Annotated in this window: 20 protein-coding genes; 10 read left to right on the forward strand and 10 right to left on the reverse strand. The window is 67.0% G+C overall.

Going from position 1 to position 18,735, the window contains the following annotated elements; genetic code table 11:
* Positions 1-2 precede the first annotated feature (2 nt).
* From AC1RNL_RS11190 to AC1RNL_RS11200, 3 genes are read right to left on the reverse strand one after another with little or no spacing between them, the layout of a single operon-like run.
* Complete coding sequence (locus tag AC1RNL_RS11190; RefSeq protein ID WP_492935263.1) at positions 3-623, reverse strand: dihydrofolate reductase family protein; 621 nt, start codon at positions 621-623, stop codon at positions 3-5.
* Positions 623-1,129, reverse strand: coding sequence for an SRPBCC family protein (locus tag AC1RNL_RS11195; RefSeq protein WP_492935264.1), 507 nt, complete (start codon positions 1,127-1,129; stop codon positions 623-625). The genes AC1RNL_RS11190 and AC1RNL_RS11195 overlap by 1 nt, the downstream gene beginning before the upstream one ends.
* Positions 1,126-1,473, reverse strand: a complete 348-nt coding sequence (locus tag AC1RNL_RS11200) for an ArsR/SmtB family transcription factor (RefSeq protein WP_492935265.1) — start codon at positions 1,471-1,473, stop codon at positions 1,126-1,128. The genes AC1RNL_RS11195 and AC1RNL_RS11200 overlap by 4 nt, the downstream gene beginning before the upstream one ends.
* Before the next feature lie 340 nt (positions 1,474-1,813).
* Between AC1RNL_RS11200 and AC1RNL_RS11205 the strand changes: the two genes are divergently transcribed.
* The 3 genes from AC1RNL_RS11205 (at position 1,814) to AC1RNL_RS11215 (ending at position 6,282) form a co-directional block, all read left to right on the forward strand.
* Positions 1,814-2,905, forward strand: coding sequence for a DNA cytosine methyltransferase (locus tag AC1RNL_RS11205; RefSeq protein ID WP_492935266.1), 1,092 nt, complete (start codon positions 1,814-1,816; stop codon positions 2,903-2,905).
* Between the two features lie 449 nt (positions 2,906-3,354).
* On the forward strand, positions 3,355-5,010 hold the full coding sequence (locus AC1RNL_RS11210; RefSeq protein WP_492935267.1) for an ABC-F family ATP-binding cassette domain-containing protein: 1,656 nt from the start codon (positions 3,355-3,357) through the stop codon (positions 5,008-5,010).
* A 717-nt stretch (positions 5,011-5,727) separates the two neighbouring features.
* Complete coding sequence (locus AC1RNL_RS11215) at positions 5,728-6,282, forward strand: AAA family ATPase (protein ID WP_492935268.1); 555 nt, start codon at positions 5,728-5,730, stop codon at positions 6,280-6,282.
* A 316-nt stretch (positions 6,283-6,598) separates the two neighbouring features.
* On the opposite strand, the gene AC1RNL_RS11220 is transcribed toward AC1RNL_RS11215, so the two are convergent.
* The 7 genes from AC1RNL_RS11220 to AC1RNL_RS11250 are packed head-to-tail and all read right to left on the reverse strand — an operon-like array spanning position 6,599 to position 12,491.
* Positions 6,599-7,354, reverse strand: coding sequence for an ABC transporter ATP-binding protein (locus tag AC1RNL_RS11220; RefSeq protein WP_492935269.1), 756 nt, complete (start codon positions 7,352-7,354; stop codon positions 6,599-6,601).
* Complete coding sequence (locus tag AC1RNL_RS11225; RefSeq protein WP_492935270.1) at positions 7,351-8,484, reverse strand: ABC transporter ATP-binding protein; 1,134 nt, start codon at positions 8,482-8,484, stop codon at positions 7,351-7,353. The genes AC1RNL_RS11220 and AC1RNL_RS11225 overlap by 4 nt, the downstream gene beginning before the upstream one ends.
* Complete coding sequence (locus AC1RNL_RS11230; RefSeq protein ID WP_492935271.1) at positions 8,385-9,260, reverse strand: ABC transporter permease; 876 nt, start codon at positions 9,258-9,260, stop codon at positions 8,385-8,387. The genes AC1RNL_RS11225 and AC1RNL_RS11230 overlap by 100 nt, the downstream gene beginning before the upstream one ends.
* Positions 9,247-10,191, reverse strand: a complete 945-nt coding sequence (locus tag AC1RNL_RS11235; protein ID WP_492935272.1) for an ABC transporter permease — start codon at positions 10,189-10,191, stop codon at positions 9,247-9,249. The genes AC1RNL_RS11230 and AC1RNL_RS11235 overlap by 14 nt, the downstream gene beginning before the upstream one ends.
* On the reverse strand, positions 10,188-10,400 hold the full coding sequence (locus AC1RNL_RS11240; protein WP_492935273.1) for a hypothetical protein: 213 nt from the start codon (positions 10,398-10,400) through the stop codon (positions 10,188-10,190). Before AC1RNL_RS11240 ends, AC1RNL_RS11235 begins: the two co-directional genes overlap by 4 nt.
* Positions 10,381-11,664: an ABC transporter substrate-binding protein gene (locus AC1RNL_RS11245; RefSeq protein ID WP_492935274.1), complete on the reverse strand. Its 1,284-nt coding sequence runs from the start codon at positions 11,662-11,664 to the stop codon at positions 10,381-10,383. The genes AC1RNL_RS11240 and AC1RNL_RS11245 overlap by 20 nt, the downstream gene beginning before the upstream one ends.
* Before the next feature lie 47 nt (positions 11,665-11,711).
* Positions 11,712-12,491: a tyrosine-protein phosphatase gene (locus AC1RNL_RS11250; RefSeq protein WP_492935275.1), complete on the reverse strand. Its 780-nt coding sequence runs from the start codon at positions 12,489-12,491 to the stop codon at positions 11,712-11,714.
* Positions 12,492-12,590: 99 nt separating this feature from the next.
* On the opposite strand from AC1RNL_RS11250, the gene AC1RNL_RS11255 reads away from it, so the two are divergent.
* From AC1RNL_RS11255 to AC1RNL_RS11285, 7 genes are all read left to right on the forward strand, one after another.
* Positions 12,591-13,217: a TetR/AcrR family transcriptional regulator gene (locus AC1RNL_RS11255; RefSeq protein WP_492935276.1), complete on the forward strand. Its 627-nt coding sequence runs from the start codon at positions 12,591-12,593 to the stop codon at positions 13,215-13,217.
* Between the two features lie 397 nt (positions 13,218-13,614).
* Positions 13,615-14,376 (forward strand): 23S ribosomal RNA methyltransferase Erm, encoded by a 762-nt coding sequence (gene erm, locus AC1RNL_RS11260; RefSeq protein ID WP_492935277.1) that lies wholly within the window; start codon positions 13,615-13,617, stop codon positions 14,374-14,376.
* A 183-nt stretch (positions 14,377-14,559) separates the two neighbouring features.
* Positions 14,560-15,384 carry a helix-turn-helix domain-containing protein gene (locus tag AC1RNL_RS11265; protein ID WP_492935278.1) on the forward strand — a complete coding sequence of 275 codons (825 nt, stop codon included), beginning with the start codon at positions 14,560-14,562 and terminating at the stop codon, positions 15,382-15,384.
* 240 nt (positions 15,385-15,624) lie between these two features.
* A complete protein-coding gene (locus AC1RNL_RS11270) occupies positions 15,625-16,701 on the forward strand; it encodes an ImmA/IrrE family metallo-endopeptidase (RefSeq protein WP_492935279.1) in 1,077 nt (358 codons plus the stop codon).
* Positions 16,701-17,591, forward strand: a complete 891-nt coding sequence (locus AC1RNL_RS11275; protein ID WP_492935280.1) for a bifunctional DNA primase/polymerase — start codon at positions 16,701-16,703, stop codon at positions 17,589-17,591. Before AC1RNL_RS11270 ends, AC1RNL_RS11275 begins: the two co-directional genes overlap by 1 nt.
* A 38-nt stretch (positions 17,592-17,629) precedes the next feature.
* On the forward strand, positions 17,630-18,253 hold the full coding sequence (locus AC1RNL_RS11280) for a DUF2637 domain-containing protein (protein WP_492935311.1): 624 nt from the start codon (positions 17,630-17,632) through the stop codon (positions 18,251-18,253).
* Positions 18,250-18,690 carry a hypothetical protein gene (locus tag AC1RNL_RS11285; protein ID WP_492935281.1) on the forward strand — a complete coding sequence of 147 codons (441 nt, stop codon included), beginning with the start codon at positions 18,250-18,252 and terminating at the stop codon, positions 18,688-18,690. The genes AC1RNL_RS11280 and AC1RNL_RS11285 overlap by 4 nt, the downstream gene beginning before the upstream one ends.
* The last annotated feature ends 45 nt before the right edge of the window (positions 18,691-18,735 follow it).

The raw sequence follows: 18,735 nt of genomic DNA on the forward strand, positions 1-18,735 counted from the left end.
TGCTATCGTCTACGAACGGTGTAGTTCAGGTGGGTGACCCGATCGGTTGGTTCCGCACGATGTAGCTCGAGGGCCACACGGGTGGCGTCGACGCCGTCGAACAGTCGGATCCCTGAGCCGAACAACACTGGTGACAGGGCGACGTGGAGCTCGTCGACCAGGCGGGCGTTCAGGTACTCCACGATCGTCTCGCCGCCGCCAGCGATGCGGACGTCACGATCTCCGGCGGCCTCGCGCGCCTGATCGAGCGCCCACTCGATGCCGTCGGTGACGAAGTGGAACGTGGTGCCACCCGGGCGTTCCCAGGGGTCACGCTGTTTGTGTGTGACGACGAACACCGGCGTGTGGAACGGCGCCTCCTCCGGCCACATCTGCTCGCCGGCGTCGAACATGCGCTTGCCCATGATGCTCGCACCGGTGCGCTCGAACGTCTCCCGCGCGATGTCGTTGTCGGGCCCCTCCTCGCCGCCCTCGCCGAGCTTCAGGTTCTCCCGGATGAACCGCAGTGGGAACATCCACGCCTGTAGCTCCATCCATTGCTGCCCCATCAGCTCCGAGAGGGACTCGGGCGCGATGAACCCGTCCAGCGACATCGACACGCTGACGAACACTTTTCCGGCCATCAGCGCTCAGCTCCGTTCCGAAGGGTCTCGGTGACGTAGGCGGCGAGGTTGCTCAGGGTCTGCTGCCCGCCCTCGATCGCATGGTACTTCTCGACCGCCTCGTCGCGCGCCTGTGGGGTGGGGAACACGGTGCGCATCTCGATCCGGGTCGCCGCCCCCTCAGCGACGAACGAGAGGACCGACTCGAAGGCGTTCGGGTCGTCGCGGTGCTCACCGTGCAGAAACTCGATCCGCTCCGGCGGGGTGAGCTCGGTCCAGGTGATCCACTCGGGGTAGTCCGTCCCGTCTGGTCCGTGCATCATGAAGTCCCACTCGCCGCCGACGCGGAACTCGAACGCCCTCGTGGTGGTGGTGAACCCCACAGGCCCCCACCACCGCGACAGATGCCGCACCTCGGTGAACGCCTCGAACACCACCTCGGGTGGGGCATCGATGATCCGAGAGATCACGATCTCACGGTCGCCGGCCGCAGACTGCGGGGACGTTCCTCGTCCTGTCTCGCTCATGAGCTGCTCCTCTTGCCTTCCTGCTTGAGTTCCTGCACGTACGCGTCCAGTCGGTCGAAGCTCTCGTTCCAGAACTGCTCGAACCCGCCGGTCCACTCGTGGACCGTGCGCAGCCCGTGGGCATCCAGCCCGTACAGCCGCCGCTTGCCTGCTTTGCGGTCCTGCACCAGACCGACCTCCCGGAGCACCCGCAGGTGTTTGGATGCGCCCGGCTGGGTCATCCCCAACTCCTGGGCTACGTCGCCCGCCGGCCGTTCACCCGCTCGCAAGAGCATCAGGATGTCGCGGCGCTGCGCCTCGGCGATCGCGTTGAAGACGTCCGATGTGGTCGCTGCGCGTGCCATTTTCCCATCATATACCCATATCGGAAAGTGTAGTCAAGACCGGTTCAGCGTCGGTTAAGCCACGATGGCGAGTTCCCGGCCTTTGCGGTCCAGGTCGCAAGACGGCAATCGGGTGAGGGCCAGGGAGGTCAGATCTGACGAGTTCAGGATCGTTGTCGACCTCGATCTGCAAGACGCGTGGTGGCTCTGAGACGAGGACGGCAAACGAGGCGACAGCGGAGCAGGGGCGACTCCATGTGGTCGTCCTAGGGAAGCGGGTTGTGCACTTGGTAGGTGACCAGCCCGGTCAGGAGACTCAGGAAGATCTTCGGCCGGGGATCACCGATCTCCCGGAATCCTCATGCGCCAGCCAAGCAACATCAGCGACGACGACCGCCTGCGGGTCGGATCGCTGTTCTCCGGCTATGGCGGCCTCGACCTCGCCGTCGAGGAGGTCTTCGACGCCCGCACCGTCTGGTTCTCCGAAATCAACGAGCCCGTCGCCCGCGTCTTCGCCCACCACTGGCCCGACGCCCCGAACCTCGGCGACATCACCGCCATCGACTGGAGCACCGTCGAGCCTGTCGATGTGCTATGCGGCGGGTTCCCCTGCCAGGACGTATCGACGGTCGGAAAGATGGCCGGGCTTGCGCCCGGCACTCGCTCCGGCCTGTGGGCGCACATGGCCACGGCGATCGAGGCATTGCAACCCGAATGGGTCGTTGTCGAGAACGTCCGCGGGCTGCTCTCCGCGCCCGCGATTCGCCCGAGCCCGGAAAGAGACGACGATGAGCGACGCAACCCCAAAACCGCAACCCCCGGCAACGCAACCGTTCGCAACCTGGAACCAGACCCGTGGGATGTGGGAGACCAGTCAACCCGACCTTTACGGGCACTTGGCGCCGTACTCGGAGACCTGGCCGACCTCCGGTACGACGCGAGATGGATCGGCCTACCCGCTTCCGCAATCGGCGCACCCCATCGTCGCTTCCGCATCTTCATCCTCGCCCACCGCACTCTTCCGCACCCCACTCGCATCCGACGCGGCACGAGGCGGGGAGAGCTTGGATTGCGTAAGGGCGCGCAGTGGCACCATCACACTGAGCCACCAAGTGATCGACCTCGTCGCCAAACGCGGCCGGGAGGCGACGCCGGAGGCGACGTTCGCGCTGATCGAGGACTTCTTCGAGGCTGGGGACGCTACGCCCCTGCAATCGCCCGATGGGAACGCATCACCGGACGACCCGCACCAGCCCCGGCGATCTTGAACGAAAACGCCGGGCCACGTCCGGCACCGACCTTTGTGGAGTGGCTCATGGGACTGAACAAGGAATGGGTCACCAACCAAGCTCTCGGGCTCACCCATGCACAGCAGCTCACAGCCCTCGGCAATGGCGTTGTGCCGAGACAAGCCGTCCGCGCGCTCACGTTCCTGGCGCGTGCGGACGGGTAGAGTCTGTCCGCTCCTGTGTGTGGTGCTTCGGCCGAGTCGATTCCTAGGCGGTCGCCGCAGGTCATGGGCAGGGTGTTCAGGATAACTTTCCAGCCGGTGGAGCAAGGGGGTCGCGGCGACCCAAGATCAGGCCCGAGACTTCGCCGCCTACTGGCGAGAGCACAGCGAACAGGCGCTGACCGCCCACCTCTCAGGGGTTCAGTCGCTGGCGTCACCGTAGCGAGTGCATCGCAGCCCGCCCGCGCCGGACGGGCTGCGATGCGTGGGCTAGAATGAGCGCATGCATTTGTACTTCCTGTGACGGCTGGGCAGGCCTACCGCGCTCGTTGAGTATCTTCCGAGCCAGCGGCGGCCGCTCGTTCTGACCCCGCTTGGGGTCGCCGTCATTGCGTACGCGCGTGTCGCTGCCTATCGTCTCGCTCGCAGTGCGCTGTCTCGAAGGATTCGAAATGCTCACCCTGATCACCCGTCATCCGGCGCGCCACCGCGCCCAGCTCATCGCCTCCGACATCTCCCTGATGCGCGGAGCCACACCCGTTCTCAGCCACGTCGACCTCACCCTCAATCCCACCTCGCGTGTGGCAATCGTGGGAGAGAACGGACGGGGGAAGTCGACGCTCCTGCACGTGCTCGCGGGGGACCTGGCGCCGGATTCCGGAACGGTCCAGCGCATCGGCACCGTCGGGGTGGCCGAGCAGGAGATGGACGCTGCCGACAGCCGAACAGTCGGGCAGGCGGTCGCGGAGGCGATCACCGAGCCGCTCGCGGCGCTGAAAGCCTTCGATGACGCTGCCGACGCCCTTGCCGACGGCGAGGACGGTGCGGCGGCGCAGTACGCCGCCGCGCTGGAGCTCGCCGAGGCACTCGATGCGTGGGACGCCGAGCGTCGCGTGCAGGTCGCGCTCGAAGCGCTCGACGCGGAGACCGACAGGACAAGGCTCCTCGGCGACCTCTCCGTCGGGCAGCGATACCGGGTGCGTCTGGCGTGCCTGCTGGGCGCCGACGACGACTTTCTCCTGCTCGATGAGCCCACAAACCACCTCGATCGCAGCGGGCTCGACTTCCTCAGCGAACAGCTGCGCGGCCGCAACGGCGGTGTCCTCGTCGTCAGTCACGACCGCGCTCTGCTCGCCGATGTCGCCGAGACGATCGTCGACCTTGATCCGACGCCGGATGGCCGCCCGCGCACGTACGGCGGCGGCTATGCCGGGTACCGTGAGGGTCGCCTGGCCGAACGGGAGCGCTGGGAGCAGGAGTACGACAAGCAACAGGCCGAGCTCGCCAGGCTCAAGGACAGCCTCAGCGCCGCGCAGAATCGTCTCGTCTCCGGATGGCGGCCGGAGAAGGGCACGAACAAGCACGGGCGGGCAACGCGCGCGGGCGGACTCGTGCAGAGCGTGCATCGACGGCAGGAGGCGCTCGAAGCACACACGGTGACCGTGCCGGAACCTCCGCAGCTCTTCCGGTTCCCCGAGCTGTCCCCACGAACCGGTGCCGTCCTGCTGAGCGTCGATCAGGTCAGCGTCGCCGGGCGGCTCACCGGGCCCGTATCTTTCACACTGTCGCACCGTGACAGGCTCGTCGTGACCGGCCCGAACGGCGCCGGAAAGTCGACTCTGCTGAGTGTCGTCGCCGGTGAACTGGCGCCGGACACAGGGTCCGTGCGCATTCCGAAGGGCACGAGAGTGGGCTTCCTCCGTCAGGAGACGGCACTGCCGATGAACCGGCGGGCGAGCGAGGTCTTCGCCACGCATTTGGGCGCTCTCGTCACCGCCGGCGCCGTGAAGGACTCGGATACCGTCGGGCTCTCGCAGCTCGGCCTGTTGCGCCCGCGTGAGGCGAGCAAACGCGTTGGCGAGCTCTCGATGGGCCAGCAGCGTCGCCTCGATCTCGCGCTCGTACTCGCCTCGCGCCCGCACATCCTCCTCCTCGACGAGCCCACCAACCACCTCTCGATTGCGCTCGTCGACGAACTCACCGAGGCGCTCGCAGCAACTCGGGCAGCCGTCGTGCTCTCGACCCACGACCGGCAGCTGCTCCGAGACGTAAACGAATGGCCCCACCTACGCCCCACGGTGATGGCCGAAGGCGAGGTTCCGGTGTAATCGAGAGGAGTCTCCATCGGATGCGCGCACTCCGGCCTCTGGTGACACCGGACTACCGGCTCCTGTTCACCGCCGTCGCCATCGACGCCTTCGGCACGGGTATGTGGACGATCGTCATTGCCTTCCAAGTACTCGCCCTCGATGACAGTCCGATCGCGATTTCGACAGTGGCCACAGGGATGGGGCCTCGGACTTCACCGCCGCCGTGATGACGGCCATGGCGGTGTTGTCACTGACCGGGACAATCGAGTTGTGGCAGGTCGCGCTCGCGTCGTTCGCGATGGGTAGGGTAGCGCGTTCTTCTACCCGGCGTATAGCGCGTGCCTGTCCGAGATGCTACTTCCTGAACAACTGCTTGCAGCGAATGGAATCGAGTGCGCCCTCCGCCTGGCGATGGGCCAGCGCCCTCGAGCCGCCGCTGGGCGGGATCATTGTCGGAGCGTTCTCTCCCGCCATCGGCGCGGTCATCGTTGCCACGTCATATGTGGGCGCCTTGCCCACGCCGACGACCCTCGGCGCGTAGGCGTGCTGGAAGGGAACGATGAGTTGGCTTGAGGAGAGGCAGGGTTCCGAGCGTAGGGGAGGCAAGAGGAGCCTCCGCCGCCGTCGGCAGCCTCGAAGCCGCTTCGTGTGGACATGGGGATCAGAAAAGGAACCAGAACAGCGCTAGCGCGGCTCCGTAGTGTCGGCAGGGACCCGGGCGTTACGCTGGAACGCATGTGTGCGGACGTCATCCTCCTGACCGGCCCGCCGGGATCGGGGAAGACAACGACCGCGCGGAGCCTGGCCGCCGCGTATCCGTTGTCCGCTCATCTGCACACCGATGACTTCTGGCACGTGATCGTTTCCGGCGGCATCGCTCCCTACCTGCCGGAGGCCCACGCGCAGAACCAGACGGTGATGACTGCGATCCAGCGAACAGCCTGGACATACGCCGCAGGCGGCTTCATCACAGTCGTTGATGGGATCATCGGGCCGTGGATGCTTCCGCACTTCGACTCGCGCGGCGCCCCGGACGAGTCGGTGAAACCACGGTTGCACTACATCGTCTTGCGTCCCAGCCGCGATGAAGCCCTGCGGCGCGCACAGGCACGAACCGCTCCGGACGCGCTGGTCGACGAAGGACCAGTGACCGGACTATGGGATCAGTTCGCTGACTTGGGCGCGCTTGAGCGGCACATCATCGACACGACCACACAGCGGCCGGACGAGACTCTCGCCGCAGTTCAGCAAGCCATCACCAGCGAACGTTTCTTGCTCACGCAACTGTGAGGTGTCGCCTCCCGCAGGGCCCATAGAGTTAGGTGGCGGGTTTCACACTTGCTGCCGCTGGCGGAACTCTTCCGGAAGACGTTGGCTTGTTCAGCGGCGGAGGCAATATGACGGTCGTCGGGCTGCAGGTAGGCGCGAGTCGGCTCATAGACGCGTGCCCGAGGATGTCCTGGAGGACATGCATTGGCGAGCCCCATCACTCCGCGCCAACCCCCGCCGAACGACGCGAACAGGTGACCGCTACATTGAGGCACTGATCTGCCATCACTGCCTCACCGGGTCCGGCCTCACCCAAGTTCTCGGGAGTCGAACGGGCTTACAGGTCACCGTCATCGGGAAACGCATCGATCAGTTCACCGGTGTATTCGGCTTCCGGAGCGCTCAGCACGCGCTCGACAGGACCGTGTTCGAGAATCCTCCCCTCCCGCATGACGAGGACCTCGTCGCACAGCGATCGGACGACCGCGAGATCGTGCGAGATGAAGAGGACTGCTACGCCGTGGTCGACTCGAACACGGTGAAGGAGATTCACTACCCCCGCTTGTACAGAGACATCGAGACCGGAGACAGGCTCGTCGGCAATGAGAAGCGAGGGCTCCGCGAGAAGTGCCCGCGCGATCGCGACGCGTTGAGCTTGCCCGCCGCTGAGTTCGGACGCTCGGCGGTTGGCGAAGACTGCCGGTGGGAGGCGGACCTCATCGAGCATCTCTGCCGCAGCCGCCCGCCGTGCCGACGCACGGACGCCGCGAATGAGGAGTGGTTCACCGACCACGTCGATCACCGGGCGTTGCGGGTTGATGGAACCTATGGGGTCCTGGAAGATCATCTGGATTCCGTGGGGCGCGGGGCGCGCGCGGTACGGGCCGCCGTTGAAGTGCACGATACCCGTGCAGGCAGCCATGCCGACGATGGCGCGCGCAACGGAACTCTTGCCCGATCCTGATTGGCCGACGACACCGACGGCGCCGCCCGCGCTCACATCGAACGACACATCCTGTACGGCGTGAACGGTGGTCGGGCCACGTCCGTAGCGCACGTTGAGGTCGGCGACGCGCAGCAGGGACGCGCTCATCGTGCGGCCTCCGTCGCGCGACCAGGTAATGTCTCCGATCGTCCGCCAAGTGGGTTCCAACAGGCGGCTTCATGGCTCTCGCCTTCCCAGACGACGCCCGCGGGCGGACGTTCGTGCCCGCAACGCGCGAGGGCGACGACGCATCGCGGCGCGAACGGGCATCCCGGGCGCGGCTGGTCCAGAGGCGGCACGCTGCCATCGATCTGCGGGAGCGGGAGGGGGCGCGGTCGGGCCAGCGAAGGCCGTACGTCGATGAGGGCGCGGGTGTAGGGGTGTGCGGGATTCGACAGCACGGCCCGCGTGCGCCCGGTCTCGACGATGCGGCCCGCATACATGACCGCGATCCGGTCGGTGCGACCGGCGACGATGCCGAGATCGTGAGTGATGTGGATCATCGCAAGACCCCGTGCAGCTCGCAGTCCGTCGATGAGGTCGAGGACGCGGCGCTGCACGGAGGCGTCGAGCGCGGTCGTCGGCTCATCGGCGAGAAGGAGCCGGGGATGTCCGGCGAGCGCCATCGCGATCCCGATTCGCTGTCGCTGACCTCCTGAGAGCTCGGAGGGATACGCGCGTGCGACGCGGTCGGGGTCGGTGATGCCGACATCGCCGAGCAACTCACGAACGAGGGCCCGCCTCTCCCCCGTCGAGCCGGACCAGCCACGCGGTGCCCCTTCGAGAATCTGGCTGCCGATCCGGACGACGGGGTTCAGGGAGGAGGACGGATCCTGGAAGATCATCGAGATGGCGCCAGCCACTTCGCGGCGGCGCGTCCGGGACGGCATTCGGATGAGCTCGTTCTTATCGAAGAGGATCGAGCCGGTGACGTCCGGACGGAAGCCGGGTGGGTGCAGGTCCATGATTGTCCGAGCGAGCACCGACTTTCCTGACCCTGACTCCCCGACTATGCCGACGCTTTCGCCCGTGCCGACCCGTATTCCGAGCCCGTCAATGACGTGAGCCGCTCCTCCGCCGGTGTCGCGAAACCGCACGTTCAGATCGCGGACGTCGAGTAGGGGCGCTGGCTGGGCTCTCATCGGAGGCTCTCCGTCTTCGAGGCGAGGCGCTCGCCGATGATGTTGAGCGCAAGGATGGTGGCGCAGAGAACGAGCGCGGGGGCCATGGTGATCCATGGCGCTACGGCGAGATGCGTACGTCCTTCCGCGATGAGGTTGCCCCAGGAGGGAGTCGGGGGCTGCAGACCGAAGCCCAGGAAACTGAGCGCCCCTTCTGCGGCGATCGCCGCAGTGATCGCGATGAACGAGTATGCGCCTATCGAGGGCAGGACGTTGCGGGCGATTTCGAAGACCGCGATCCGGAACGCGCCCGCGCCGAGGAGCCGAGCGGCGTGCACGAATGGGCGGTCGCGCAGCGAAATCGCGGAAGCGCGCGCGATTCTGGCGAACGGAGCGATGAGGAGAACGCCGACGAGACAGCCGATAACGGCGTAGCTGGGCCCGAGGAGGGTGACGACTACCATGACGAGGATGAGGCCCGGAAGCGAGAGCAGGAACTCGATGATCATCGAGATAACCGCGTCGATGACGCCGCCGACGTAGCCGGCGAGGACGCCCAGCAGACTGCCGATCCCGCCGCCGATCAGCAGAGTGAGGGCGGCGACCGTGATCGAGGACCATGCGCCAGCGAGCGTGCGGTGGAAGACATCGCGGCCGTTCGAGTCGGTCCCGAACCAGTGATCGGTGCTCGGGGGTCGTAACGGGGACGCGAAGTCGGCGGTGAGCGGGTCGATCTGCGGGAGCAAGAGTGAGAGCACGGCTCCGAATAGGAGGGCAGCGAGGTAGACGCTACAGCCGATCTCAACAGGTCCGAGACGTCGACCGGCGCGCCGTATGCGGTCTGGAGTCGACGCCGGCGCCAAAGGCGTCTGGTCGAGGTCAGCGGTTACCATGTCGGGACCTCGGGTCGATGCGTCGGGCGAGGATGTCGGTGCCGAGCGTCGCGAGTACGACGGCAAGCGCGGAGAAGATGATGATCGCCTCGATAACCGGGTAGTCGCGTCCCCCAATGGCCCCTACGGCCAGCCGTCCGATGCCGGGGATGGCGAACACGGTCTCGATGAGCGCCGAACCGCCGAAGACAGCGCCGAAGCTGAGACCGATGAGGCTCAACGTGGACAGGCTTGACGGGCGAAGCGCTCGCGTGAGGAGCAGCCGTGGTGCGGTCATGCCGCGTGAGCGGGCGGCGAGGATGTAGGGCTCGCGAAGGGTCACGAGCATGTCGGCGCGTAGCACTCGCACGAGCACGGCGGCCTCTGCAATGCCGACCGTGAAGGCGGGGAGAACCATGTGCCGAAGATGAGCGCCGAGGTCTTTCGCCGGGTCAATCCAACCCGCGGCGGGCAGCAGCCCGAACCAGACCGCGAACACGACGATTCCGAGGGTGCCGAGCACGAACGTCGGAGTGGACAGCAGCACAAAGGCGATGCCCGACGTGATGCGATCGAGCATCCCTCCAGCCCGCCATGCCGAGGCAAGCGCGACCGGAATCGTGATGACGAGGGCGACGAGCTGTCCCAGGAGTAGTAGTTCGATGGTCACGGGAAGCCGCTGGAAAATCTCGGTAACCACCGGCCTCCCGGTGACCAACGATGTTCCTAGATCGCCTTTGAGGGCGGACCCTCCCCACTTCCACAGCCGGAGGTGGGGAGGGTCGTCCAAGTCCAGTCCGGCGAGCAGCCGGGCGATCTGTTCGGGCGTGGCATCGACGCCAAGTGCCGCGATGACCGGCGATCCCGAGGTGAGATGAGGCAGGCTCATCGCCAGCAGCCCGACCATCACCAGGACGAGGATGGAACGAAGCGGACGGATGACTCGGGTCACCTGGCGACCCAGAGCAGTCCCGGGAGAATGCTGATGACACTGCGATCAGACACATCCGGCATACCGCCGACCGCCGACGACGCGACGAAGCCCGCGGGTGACTCGGTGAAGAAGAGGGTTGCCGCGTCGTCTACGACGAGCTGCGCCGCGATGAGATACAACTCCCCTCGCTCATCGTCGTCGATCGTCTCAATCGCTTGGTTCAGCACGTCGTCGAGTTCGGGACGGACGTAGCCGCCGAAGTTCGAGAACGAGTCGCTGCGGTAGAGCGCCCAGACCGTATCGGAGTCGCCGTAGGCGCTCGTGACGAACTCGATTAGGTCGAAGTCGCCTTCGAAGAGTCGAGCACCCCAAGGTGGCGGTATCGGCGGCATCGATCTCCACCCCGATCCCGACCTCTCCGAGCATCTGCTGGATAGCGGTCGCACGTTGCAGCGCTTGCGGGCTCGGGTCGATCGTGTAGCGCAGCGAGACCGGAGCACCGTAGTCGGCGAGTAGCTGTTGAGCAAGCTCCGGGTCATAGGCCGGATACTCGGCAGAGCGACCATAGCGCGAGGTCGAGACAAGCGGGCCGGCCGCGACTGTGCCTTCTCCCTGATCGATCAGGGTCGCGAGCACCTCACGGTCGATGGCCGCCTGGATGGCCTGCCGGACTCTGATGTCAGAGAACGGCGCCCGTTGGAGATTGAAGATCGCCGTCGCGGTCGTAGCGTTCGCGACGGAAACCGTGTAGCCATCGGCGCGTGCGGAGCTCAGGTGGTTGGGGGTTTGGGCCCATGCGAGGTCGAGGGTTCCGGAGATGAGGCTGAGGTGCCGCGAGTCGGCATCAGGCAGCATCGAGAAGGTGATCTCGTCGAGGAACGCAGGCTCAGCGTAGTAGTTCTCGCTTCGAGCGAGCGTGATGGAGACGCCCGGCTCGATCGCGCTCACCACGAAGGCGCCGGCACCCAGAGGATTGCCATAGTCGTCCGTGGCGGTCGTCGAGGCGATCATCCCGAGATTGCGGGAGAAATAGCGGTCGAAGGCGGCGTTCGCCTCGGCCAGACGGATGGTGACCACCAGGTCTTCGGTCGCGTCGATCCCGGTGATCTCCGCAACCGCGACGGCGAGAGAGGACTCTGTCTCCCGGATCCGTTCGATATGGGCGACGACAGCTTCGGCGTCAAGAGGGTTTCCGTCGGAGAAGGTGATCCCTGGACGGAGCCGCAGCACCCACTCGATGCCGTCATCGGTCGTGAGCGATTCGGCGAGTCGAGGCTCGAGAGCGCCGCGCGCGCCGTCGACGAAAAGTGGCTCGTAGACGGCATTGGCCAGTATCAAGGTGGACTGCTGACCGAGGTCGCCGTCGATGGGATCGAGATCGCGCACCTCGGCGTCGAGCCCGATCGTCAGTAGCCCGCCGGCGGTGGGCTGCTCGGAGTCCGGACCTGCCGCGCAGGACGTGACACCCAGCGCAAGAGTGGCGACGAGCATGAGACTCAGGAGCGAACGGGAGGCGGTACGAGGAGAGCCGCGGCGGGTCATGATGAGGACCTTTCTTCGTGATCAGTTGTGAGCGTTTTGGGAGTAGATGCTGAGGGGCGTGCCTTAGAAATTCGATCAGTCAGGGCGAGCGCGACCTCGTCGACCTCGCGCGACGTCATGCGGCGGCTCAGATACGCGCGCGCCCCACCCAGCTCTGCGAGGTGATCGAGCATCTGCTCCATCGGGGCAGCGTGGCAGGTGAGGTCGAGACCGACTGCGCCGTACATGGCCCGCGGAGGCTGACGACGAAGGTTCTCGTCGAGGTCGTCATTGGTGCGCAGATAGTCGGCGACGATCCATTCGCGGGGTGTGTCGAGGAGGCTGAGAATCAGCGCGACGAGCACGCCTGTGCGGTCGCGTCCACCCTGGCAGGTAACGGCAATCGCACCATCAATCTTCGCGAGGGCTCGGAGGGCAGCGGCGATTCCCACTGCTGCGGTGTCGAGCATGTCGACGTATCCCTCGCCGGGTGTCGCCTCACCGTTCATGTACCGCTCAACATGACGGCGCATCTCCGCGTCGGATATGTCCTCCGGCTCGGCCATCGGCACATGGCAGTGGACCCAGCCCTGTGGCAAGTCGTCAAAGCGGTCAGCGACCACCTCGGCAGTTGAGCGCAAGTCGAGCCAAGTGAGCTCCACAGGGCAGGCCGCGTACTCTTGCGTGGTCGCGAGCGTGAGCGCCGCAGCGCGAAACAGCGTCGGATTTCCGGGACGATCTGGCCGCGCTGACACTGGGCGCCAGTTGGGGGGTGTGGGGGTGTCACGAAGAAGCACAGTGGCACGCTAGCAATCTGGCACATATGCCAGATTTACAAGCGGTGAACAGTCGGTGACGACTCCAGGCGACCATCGCGCGTGGTTACACTTACGGCAATGAAGGATCAGGGCACACAGCTCGTCGACATGCCGCCGGGCAAACGCGAGCGGAACAAGCGCCAGACACGCACCGCGATCCAGACAGCTGCGATCGACCTGTATGAGCAACGCGGCTACGAGGACACCACCATCGCGGACATCGTGCATCGCGCGGGCGTCTCACAGCGCACCTTCTTCCGGTACTTCCCCACCAAGGAGCACACCCTCTTCGCCGACGACAGGGCGTACCGGATCGACTCCTTCATCGAGACCGCGCCCGATGACCTCGATCCACTCGAAGCCCTTCACTGGGTGATCCGGCAGGCGCTTGCCGTGGAGACATCGGACCTCGACCGACGACGTCAGGCAATCCGTCAGAGCGTGCGAGAGAGCAGCGCGGTCGAGCACTACCTCTCGCTGCGCTACGAGCAGTTGCTCGTCGAGATGAGAAGCGCGTTCCGGCGGCGGCTGGGCATCGACGAACTCGACACGCTTGATCTTCGCGCGGAGGTTCTCGTGGCGATCTATCACGGCGCGATTCGCGCGCTCGACCCAGTCGACGACACTATCGAAGCGGTCGTTGATCACTGGTTCGCGGCGGCACGCGAACTGCTTGCCCCAGCGCGACGTCTACGTCCGCAATAGCACTGCTACCCATCGGCCCTATCGGCCGGCGCGCGACGGCACGACTTGTAGCACGGTGAACCGTCCCACCGACGCGAAGTTCGTCTACGCAAGCACGCGTTTCCCAACGGAGCACGCTGTCCAACTCACAACTCCAGTCCTGCTGGGGCAAGGGAGGACGGACTCGACTGCTAAGATCAACCGCGTGAGTATGTCAGTTTGCGCCTTCTTCGGCGCGTACACCTTCACGATTCGCGTTCGCCGCGCCTGACGGCGCGCTCGCTTCCTCAAGCACGTAAGCGCGTCGTCCATCCGAGTCCTTTGCGCCTCGGAGCGGCGATCTCTGCGCAACTCCTGCCCTTCACGATCAGCTCTGCCTTCGAGGCGCTCCCACCCTTGCTTGTCTTGGAGCGCGCTCATGCCTCGTTCTTCTCATGGTGGCCGACACGAACTCGGCCAAAACTTCCTCACCCACCGTCCCACCATCGACCGCATCGTCGGGCTGGTCGCCGCGACCAACGGCCCGATCCTCGAAATCGGCGCCGGAGACGGCGCCCTCACGCGCTCGTTGATCGAGCTAGGTCGACCGCTGACCGCGATCGACATCGATGAACACCGCGTCGCCCGACTGCAACGGTTGCTGCCCACGGCTCGGATCGAGCGGGCCGACGTCCTGCGCCATCCACTCACGGCTCCCGTGATCGTCGGCAACATCCCCTTCCACATCACCACCCCGATTCTGCGTCGGCTCCTCACCAAAGGAACATGGCAGCAGACCTTTCTCCTGACCCAGTGGGAGGTCGCACGCAAACGCGCGGGCGTCGGCGGGAGCACCATGATGACCGCGCAGACGGCACCCTGGTTCACATTCACCCTCCACGACCGCGTCCCCTCCTGGTGTTTTCGTCCGCGCCCCAGCGTTGACGGCGGAATCCTCGGGATCAGCCGCCGCGGATGGCCGCTGGTGCCGTCATCCGAACGAGCCACGTACGAACGGTTCGTCCAGGCGGTGTTCACGGGCCGTGGGGGCAAGATGGAGCGGATCATCCAGGGTGCCACGCGCCTGAACGCCGTAGACACCCGCCGAGCCCTCGCAGAGGCGAACGTCGACCAGCGGAGTCTGCCCCGCGACCTCGACGCCACTCAGTGGGCCACGCTCTGGGAAGCGACCGGTCGCTGAGTGATGGCCGCGCCCGGACGAGCTAACGCAGGGAGTGCGCGCCGGTCGCGCCCTCTCGCTAGCTCGGCGGTAAGCGATGAACGCACTTCTGAACATGCCTCCGCAATGCTGGCGGCGGTCGAGACGGTACGGACTTTGCCAACCAGTCGTGCCATGTTCGCTCACGCAAAGATCATGCATGTCATGGCCGGCGCTGCCCAAGTCGAGACTGAGCACGGAACGCATCGACTGAAACCGGGAATGTCCCTCGCCCTGGGGCAAGGATTGTGGTGTCGGTTGCTTCCTCAACCCAAGGCGCACCTGTGGACCATCTACGCCGACGAGCAGTTCCTCCGGGCACAGATGAGCTGGTTTCTACCGGACGAGCGCCGAGTACGCTCGGGCCTACATCCGCGCGAGTGGGACGGCGGTCCGATCACCGTCCATCCCGGCGTCCAGGTGTTGCGGCAGGTCGAGCCGCTCTGGCGTCAGATGAGCGTGCTACGCAGCGACAACCCATCACCAGAGGTCGTAGCCACGCGCACAGTCGAGCTGTTCGCCCGCTGGGTGAGCATCGTCCTTCCTGCCCTCCTCGACTCCACGACTGAGGAGCAGACTGTCTCTCCGATCTGTACGCCGATCAAAGGTCGCCTCACCGACCCCACCGCGGTCGGGTACGTCGGGCGAGCCGTACACCTGCTCCGGGAACAAATGACGGAGCCGTGGACGGTCACGGAACTTGCGAAAACCGTTGCGCTGTCACGAGCGCACCTCACACGCTTGTTCGTCACCCACGCCGGCATCGCCCCGATGCGATTTCTCACCGAGGTACGACTGACCGAATTCACAAGGCTGCTCGAAGAAACGGATCTTTCTGTGACACGCGCCGCAAGCGAGGTGGGCTGGGATGATCCGCGGGTGGCATCCGAGTGGTTTCGTCGACGATACGGGATCACGCCGTCGCAGTATCGACTAACGCCGCACCCCTACAGCCCCAGCAGCAATGTTGCCGCTGAGCGACTCGGGTAGGACGGCCCCACAGCTCGCCGGGTGTTGCGAGTTTGTCGCCGCGTGAAGCAAGCTCGCCCGCTGCTTCTCGACAGTCGGCTGTGAGGCAGGTAGTCCGGTAAGGACTCACCGGGTTCATCGCGGAGCCTGACGGTCGCCACACCCGTTCCCCCGTCCGTCGCTCCTCGATCCGCCCGACGCACCTCATGGTCACAAGGGCTAGCGGAACATGCCGCAAGCCTCCATCGGGAGGAGGTCGAAGTGGCGACGGATGACGAGGTAAGGGCGGCGCGGGATGCGAAGCTCGATGCATTGCACGAGCGCCTGACTGATGCCGTTGAGGCGCTGGTGTCCGGGGATGACTGGCGGCGGGCTTTGGAGTTCGCGGCGAGGTTCCGGGCGCGGTCGTTCAGGAACACGCTGCTGATCTTTGCCCAGCACGAGGAGGCGTTCGAGCAGGGCCGGGTGCCCGGTCCCGAGCCGTCGTATGTGGCCGGGTACAGGCAATTGCAGGCGCTGGGCCGTCAGGTGGCGAAGGGGCAGCCGGGGTACATGATCTTCGCCCCGGTGACGGGACGGTTCGCGTCCTCGAGCCCGCAGGACCCCGGTTCGTGGCGGCGGCTGCACCGCTTCGAGAAGCCGAAGCCCGGCGAGGTGGTGCGCTCACGCATGGTCGGCGCGAAGCCCGCCTACGTGTGGGATGTCTCGCAGACCACAGGCGATCCGATCCCCGAGCGCCCGAAGGTCGCACCCATGAGCGGCGAGGCACCCGAGGGACTGTGGGACGGGCTGGCGGCGCTGATCGAGGCCGAGGGGTTCGCGGTAGCCCGCGTGCCGGACGCCGACACGATCCAGGGCGCGGACGGGCTCACCCACTATGGGACCCGCGTGGTGTCGGTGCGGGAGGACTTCTCCCCAGCGGAGCAGGTCGAGACGCTAGTGCACGAGCTGGCGCATGTGCGGATGCACGGCCCGGACAACGCGGACGCGGCCCGGCATCGCGGCATCCGCGAGGTGGAGGCGGAGTCGGTGGCGGTCATGGTCGCCGCCGCGCACGGCATGGATACCACCGCGCCGTCAGCGTTGTACGTCTCGGAGTGGGCGAGCTCGGTCAAGGACAAGACCCCGGTCGAGGTGGTGCAGGAGACCGGCGAGCGTGTCCGCAAGGTCGCCGGCTCCATCCTCGACGCCCTGCCCACGGTGCAGGTCGGCTCCGGTGACCCGCCGGGCCTGGTGCGTGAAGCGCACACGCAGGAGCGTCCAGCCCGCGCGGTGGCGCCGGTTGCGGAGCTGCCTCGCCGGTCGCACCCCGCCGAGCGCATGGCGAGGAGCCTGTGATGGACCCGGCCGCTCTGTTCGGGGCGGGTCTGCGGCTGCCGGATGCTGCGGCGCGGTTGGCCGAGGCGGGTGTGCCGGTGTTCCCGTGCGTGCCGGGCGGCAAGAGCCCGTTGACGCATGAGGGGTTCCACGAGGCGACGACGAGCCTGCGTCGGATTAGGTCGTGGTGGCGGTGGATGCCGGCGGCGAACATCGGCGTGCCGACCGGCAACGCCTCCGGGGTCGAGGTCGTCGATGTCGACCGGAAGCCGGCCGGCTCCGGGTTCGGCGCGTTCGAGCGCGCCCGGCGTGCCGGGCTGGTTGACGGGTGGCTGGCGCTGGTGCGCACCCCGTCCGGCGGGATGCACGCCTACTACCCGGCCGACCCCGACCGGCGACAACCCTCGTGGGAGGCGGCGAAGGCGCATGTGGACTTCCGTGGCACCGGCGGCTACGTCATCGTGCCGCCCTCCGTGGTCGAGGTGGTGGATGATCTGCGCGCCCCGTATGCGCTGATCGGCAGGCCGCGAGGGCAGGCGTCGCCGGTGGACGCGGCGGCGCTGCGGGACCTGATCGCTCCACGCCCTGCTCCTGTCCCGTACCGGCGCGATGTCAACGCTCCGGCGGACGCGCAGCGGCTGGCCGGGTGGGTCGCCGCCCGCGCGGAGGGCGAACGCAACCGGGGCCTGTTCTGGGCGGCGTGCCGAATGGCCGAGGCCGGCGCGTCCCCGGAGGCCACCCACGGGGCGCTGGGGCCGGCGGCCGAACGCGCGGGCCTGCCCCCGCAGGAGGTGGTCGTGACGATCCGCTCGGCCTACCGCGCCACCTACGCCCAGCCCGCTCGGTCTGGTGGCGGGCAGGGTGAAGCGCAATACCGCGTGGCGCGGGTCGAAAGCCAGATGCTCTCGTGAACCCCGGCGCGCTCCGGACTCGTGGCGGGCGGCTGGCCGTGGTCACTGCGGTCGCCGGGACGGTGTTCATCGCCGCGGGCGCGTTCTGGCTGTCGTTCACCGCCCTGGCTGACCTCGCGCGCCGTTCCGGTATCGAGGCCGGGCAGGCGTGGGCGTGGCCCTTGATCGTGGATGGGCTGATCGTCGTCGCAACCGTCGCGGTGGTCGCTCTCGCCGGGCGGCGCGGCGCGTGGTATCCGTGGCTGCTGCTGGCCGGCGGGGCCTTGGTGTCGGTCACCGCGAACGCGCTGCACGCGGTTGTCGCGGCCGACGCGGACGTGCCCGCCATCCTGGCCGCCTGTGTGGCGGCGGTGCCGCCGCTGGTGCTGCTGGCGAGCACGCATCTGACCGTCGTCCTGGTTCGCTCCCACCGCGCCGACTCGCTCATCGCCGAGCGGGTCGAGGACACCGCAGGCGTGGTCGATGAGCCCGGTACGGCACCTGAGCGTGCGGGGCGGCGTGCAGTCGCGGCTCGGTTGCGGGAGGAGGGCTGGTCGAACAAGAAGATCGCCCGGCACCTTGGGGTCGCCCCGTCCACGGTCGGCCGCTGGTTCCCCAAGCCCGCGGTGGAGCCGGGTGCTCCTGACGGGCAAGAGGAGATGCCGAAGGAGCTGGCCGCATGAACGAGACCACCATGCCCCGGCGCGTGATGCGGGCGCGACGCGAGGAGGAGCCTGCCGAGGCGCGGACCTCGCAGGCCGAGGCCGGGGAGGTCTCGGCGCTGGCCCGGCACCGCGATTCGTCCCTCACCAAGAAGACAGCGGAAGCGGCGAAGGACGAGGCGAAGAAGCGTCCGGGGGTGGAGTGGGTGCGGCCCTCCGAGCTGATCGCGTCACGGTCGGCGCGGATCGCCGGGCGCGGGATCGACTTCGAGGCCGAGCTGGCCCGCCGCGCCCGCCGGGCACCCGGCCAGGTCATCCACGCCGGTCACCGCGGCGTGCGTGCGGGGACACGGTTCGTGAGCGAGCGTGCCCGCCGGCTCCCGCCGGTGTCGGACTTCGGCCGCGGCGGCGGCCACTCGTACTCCTGGGTGTCCCGCTCCGGGATCGGACTGGGATGAGCTGACGATGGGCGTCCACAGCATCACCGCGATGGGTGCTGTGGG

This window comes from Agrococcus sp. GW821-FHT14H11, from assembly GCF_058803545.1.

Coding starts and splice junctions, on each gene's coding strand:
- AC1RNL_RS11190 (WP_492935263.1), bottom strand. CDS start 623: ATGGCCGGAAAAGTGTTCGTCAGCGTGTCGATGTCGCTGGACGGGTTC.
- AC1RNL_RS11195 (WP_492935264.1), bottom strand. CDS start 1,129: ATGAGCGAGACAGGACGAGGAACGTCCCCGCAGTCTGCGGCCGGCGAC.
- AC1RNL_RS11200 (WP_492935265.1), bottom strand. CDS start 1,473: ATGGCACGCGCAGCGACCACATCGGACGTCTTCAACGCGATCGCCGAG.
- AC1RNL_RS11205 (WP_492935266.1), top strand. CDS start 1,814: ATGCGCCAGCCAAGCAACATCAGCGACGACGACCGCCTGCGGGTCGGA.
- AC1RNL_RS11210 (WP_492935267.1), top strand. CDS start 3,355: ATGCTCACCCTGATCACCCGTCATCCGGCGCGCCACCGCGCCCAGCTC.
- AC1RNL_RS11215 (WP_492935268.1), top strand. CDS start 5,728: ATGTGTGCGGACGTCATCCTCCTGACCGGCCCGCCGGGATCGGGGAAG.
- AC1RNL_RS11220 (WP_492935269.1), bottom strand. CDS start 7,354: ATGAGCGCGTCCCTGCTGCGCGTCGCCGACCTCAACGTGCGCTACGGA.
- AC1RNL_RS11225 (WP_492935270.1), bottom strand. CDS start 8,484: ATGGATCACCATGGCCCCCGCGCTCGTTCTCTGCGCCACCATCCTTGC.
- AC1RNL_RS11230 (WP_492935271.1), bottom strand. CDS start 9,260: ATGGTAACCGCTGACCTCGACCAGACGCCTTTGGCGCCGGCGTCGACT.
- AC1RNL_RS11245 (WP_492935274.1), bottom strand. CDS start 11,664: ATGCTCGTCGCCACTCTTGCGCTGGGTGTCACGTCCTGCGCGGCAGGT.
- AC1RNL_RS11255 (WP_492935276.1), top strand. CDS start 12,591: ATGAAGGATCAGGGCACACAGCTCGTCGACATGCCGCCGGGCAAACGC.
- erm (WP_492935277.1), top strand. CDS start 13,615: ATGCCTCGTTCTTCTCATGGTGGCCGACACGAACTCGGCCAAAACTTC.
- AC1RNL_RS11265 (WP_492935278.1), top strand. CDS start 14,560: ATGGCCGGCGCTGCCCAAGTCGAGACTGAGCACGGAACGCATCGACTG.
- AC1RNL_RS11275 (WP_492935280.1), top strand. CDS start 16,701: ATGGACCCGGCCGCTCTGTTCGGGGCGGGTCTGCGGCTGCCGGATGCT.
- AC1RNL_RS11285 (WP_492935281.1), top strand. CDS start 18,250: ATGAACGAGACCACCATGCCCCGGCGCGTGATGCGGGCGCGACGCGAG.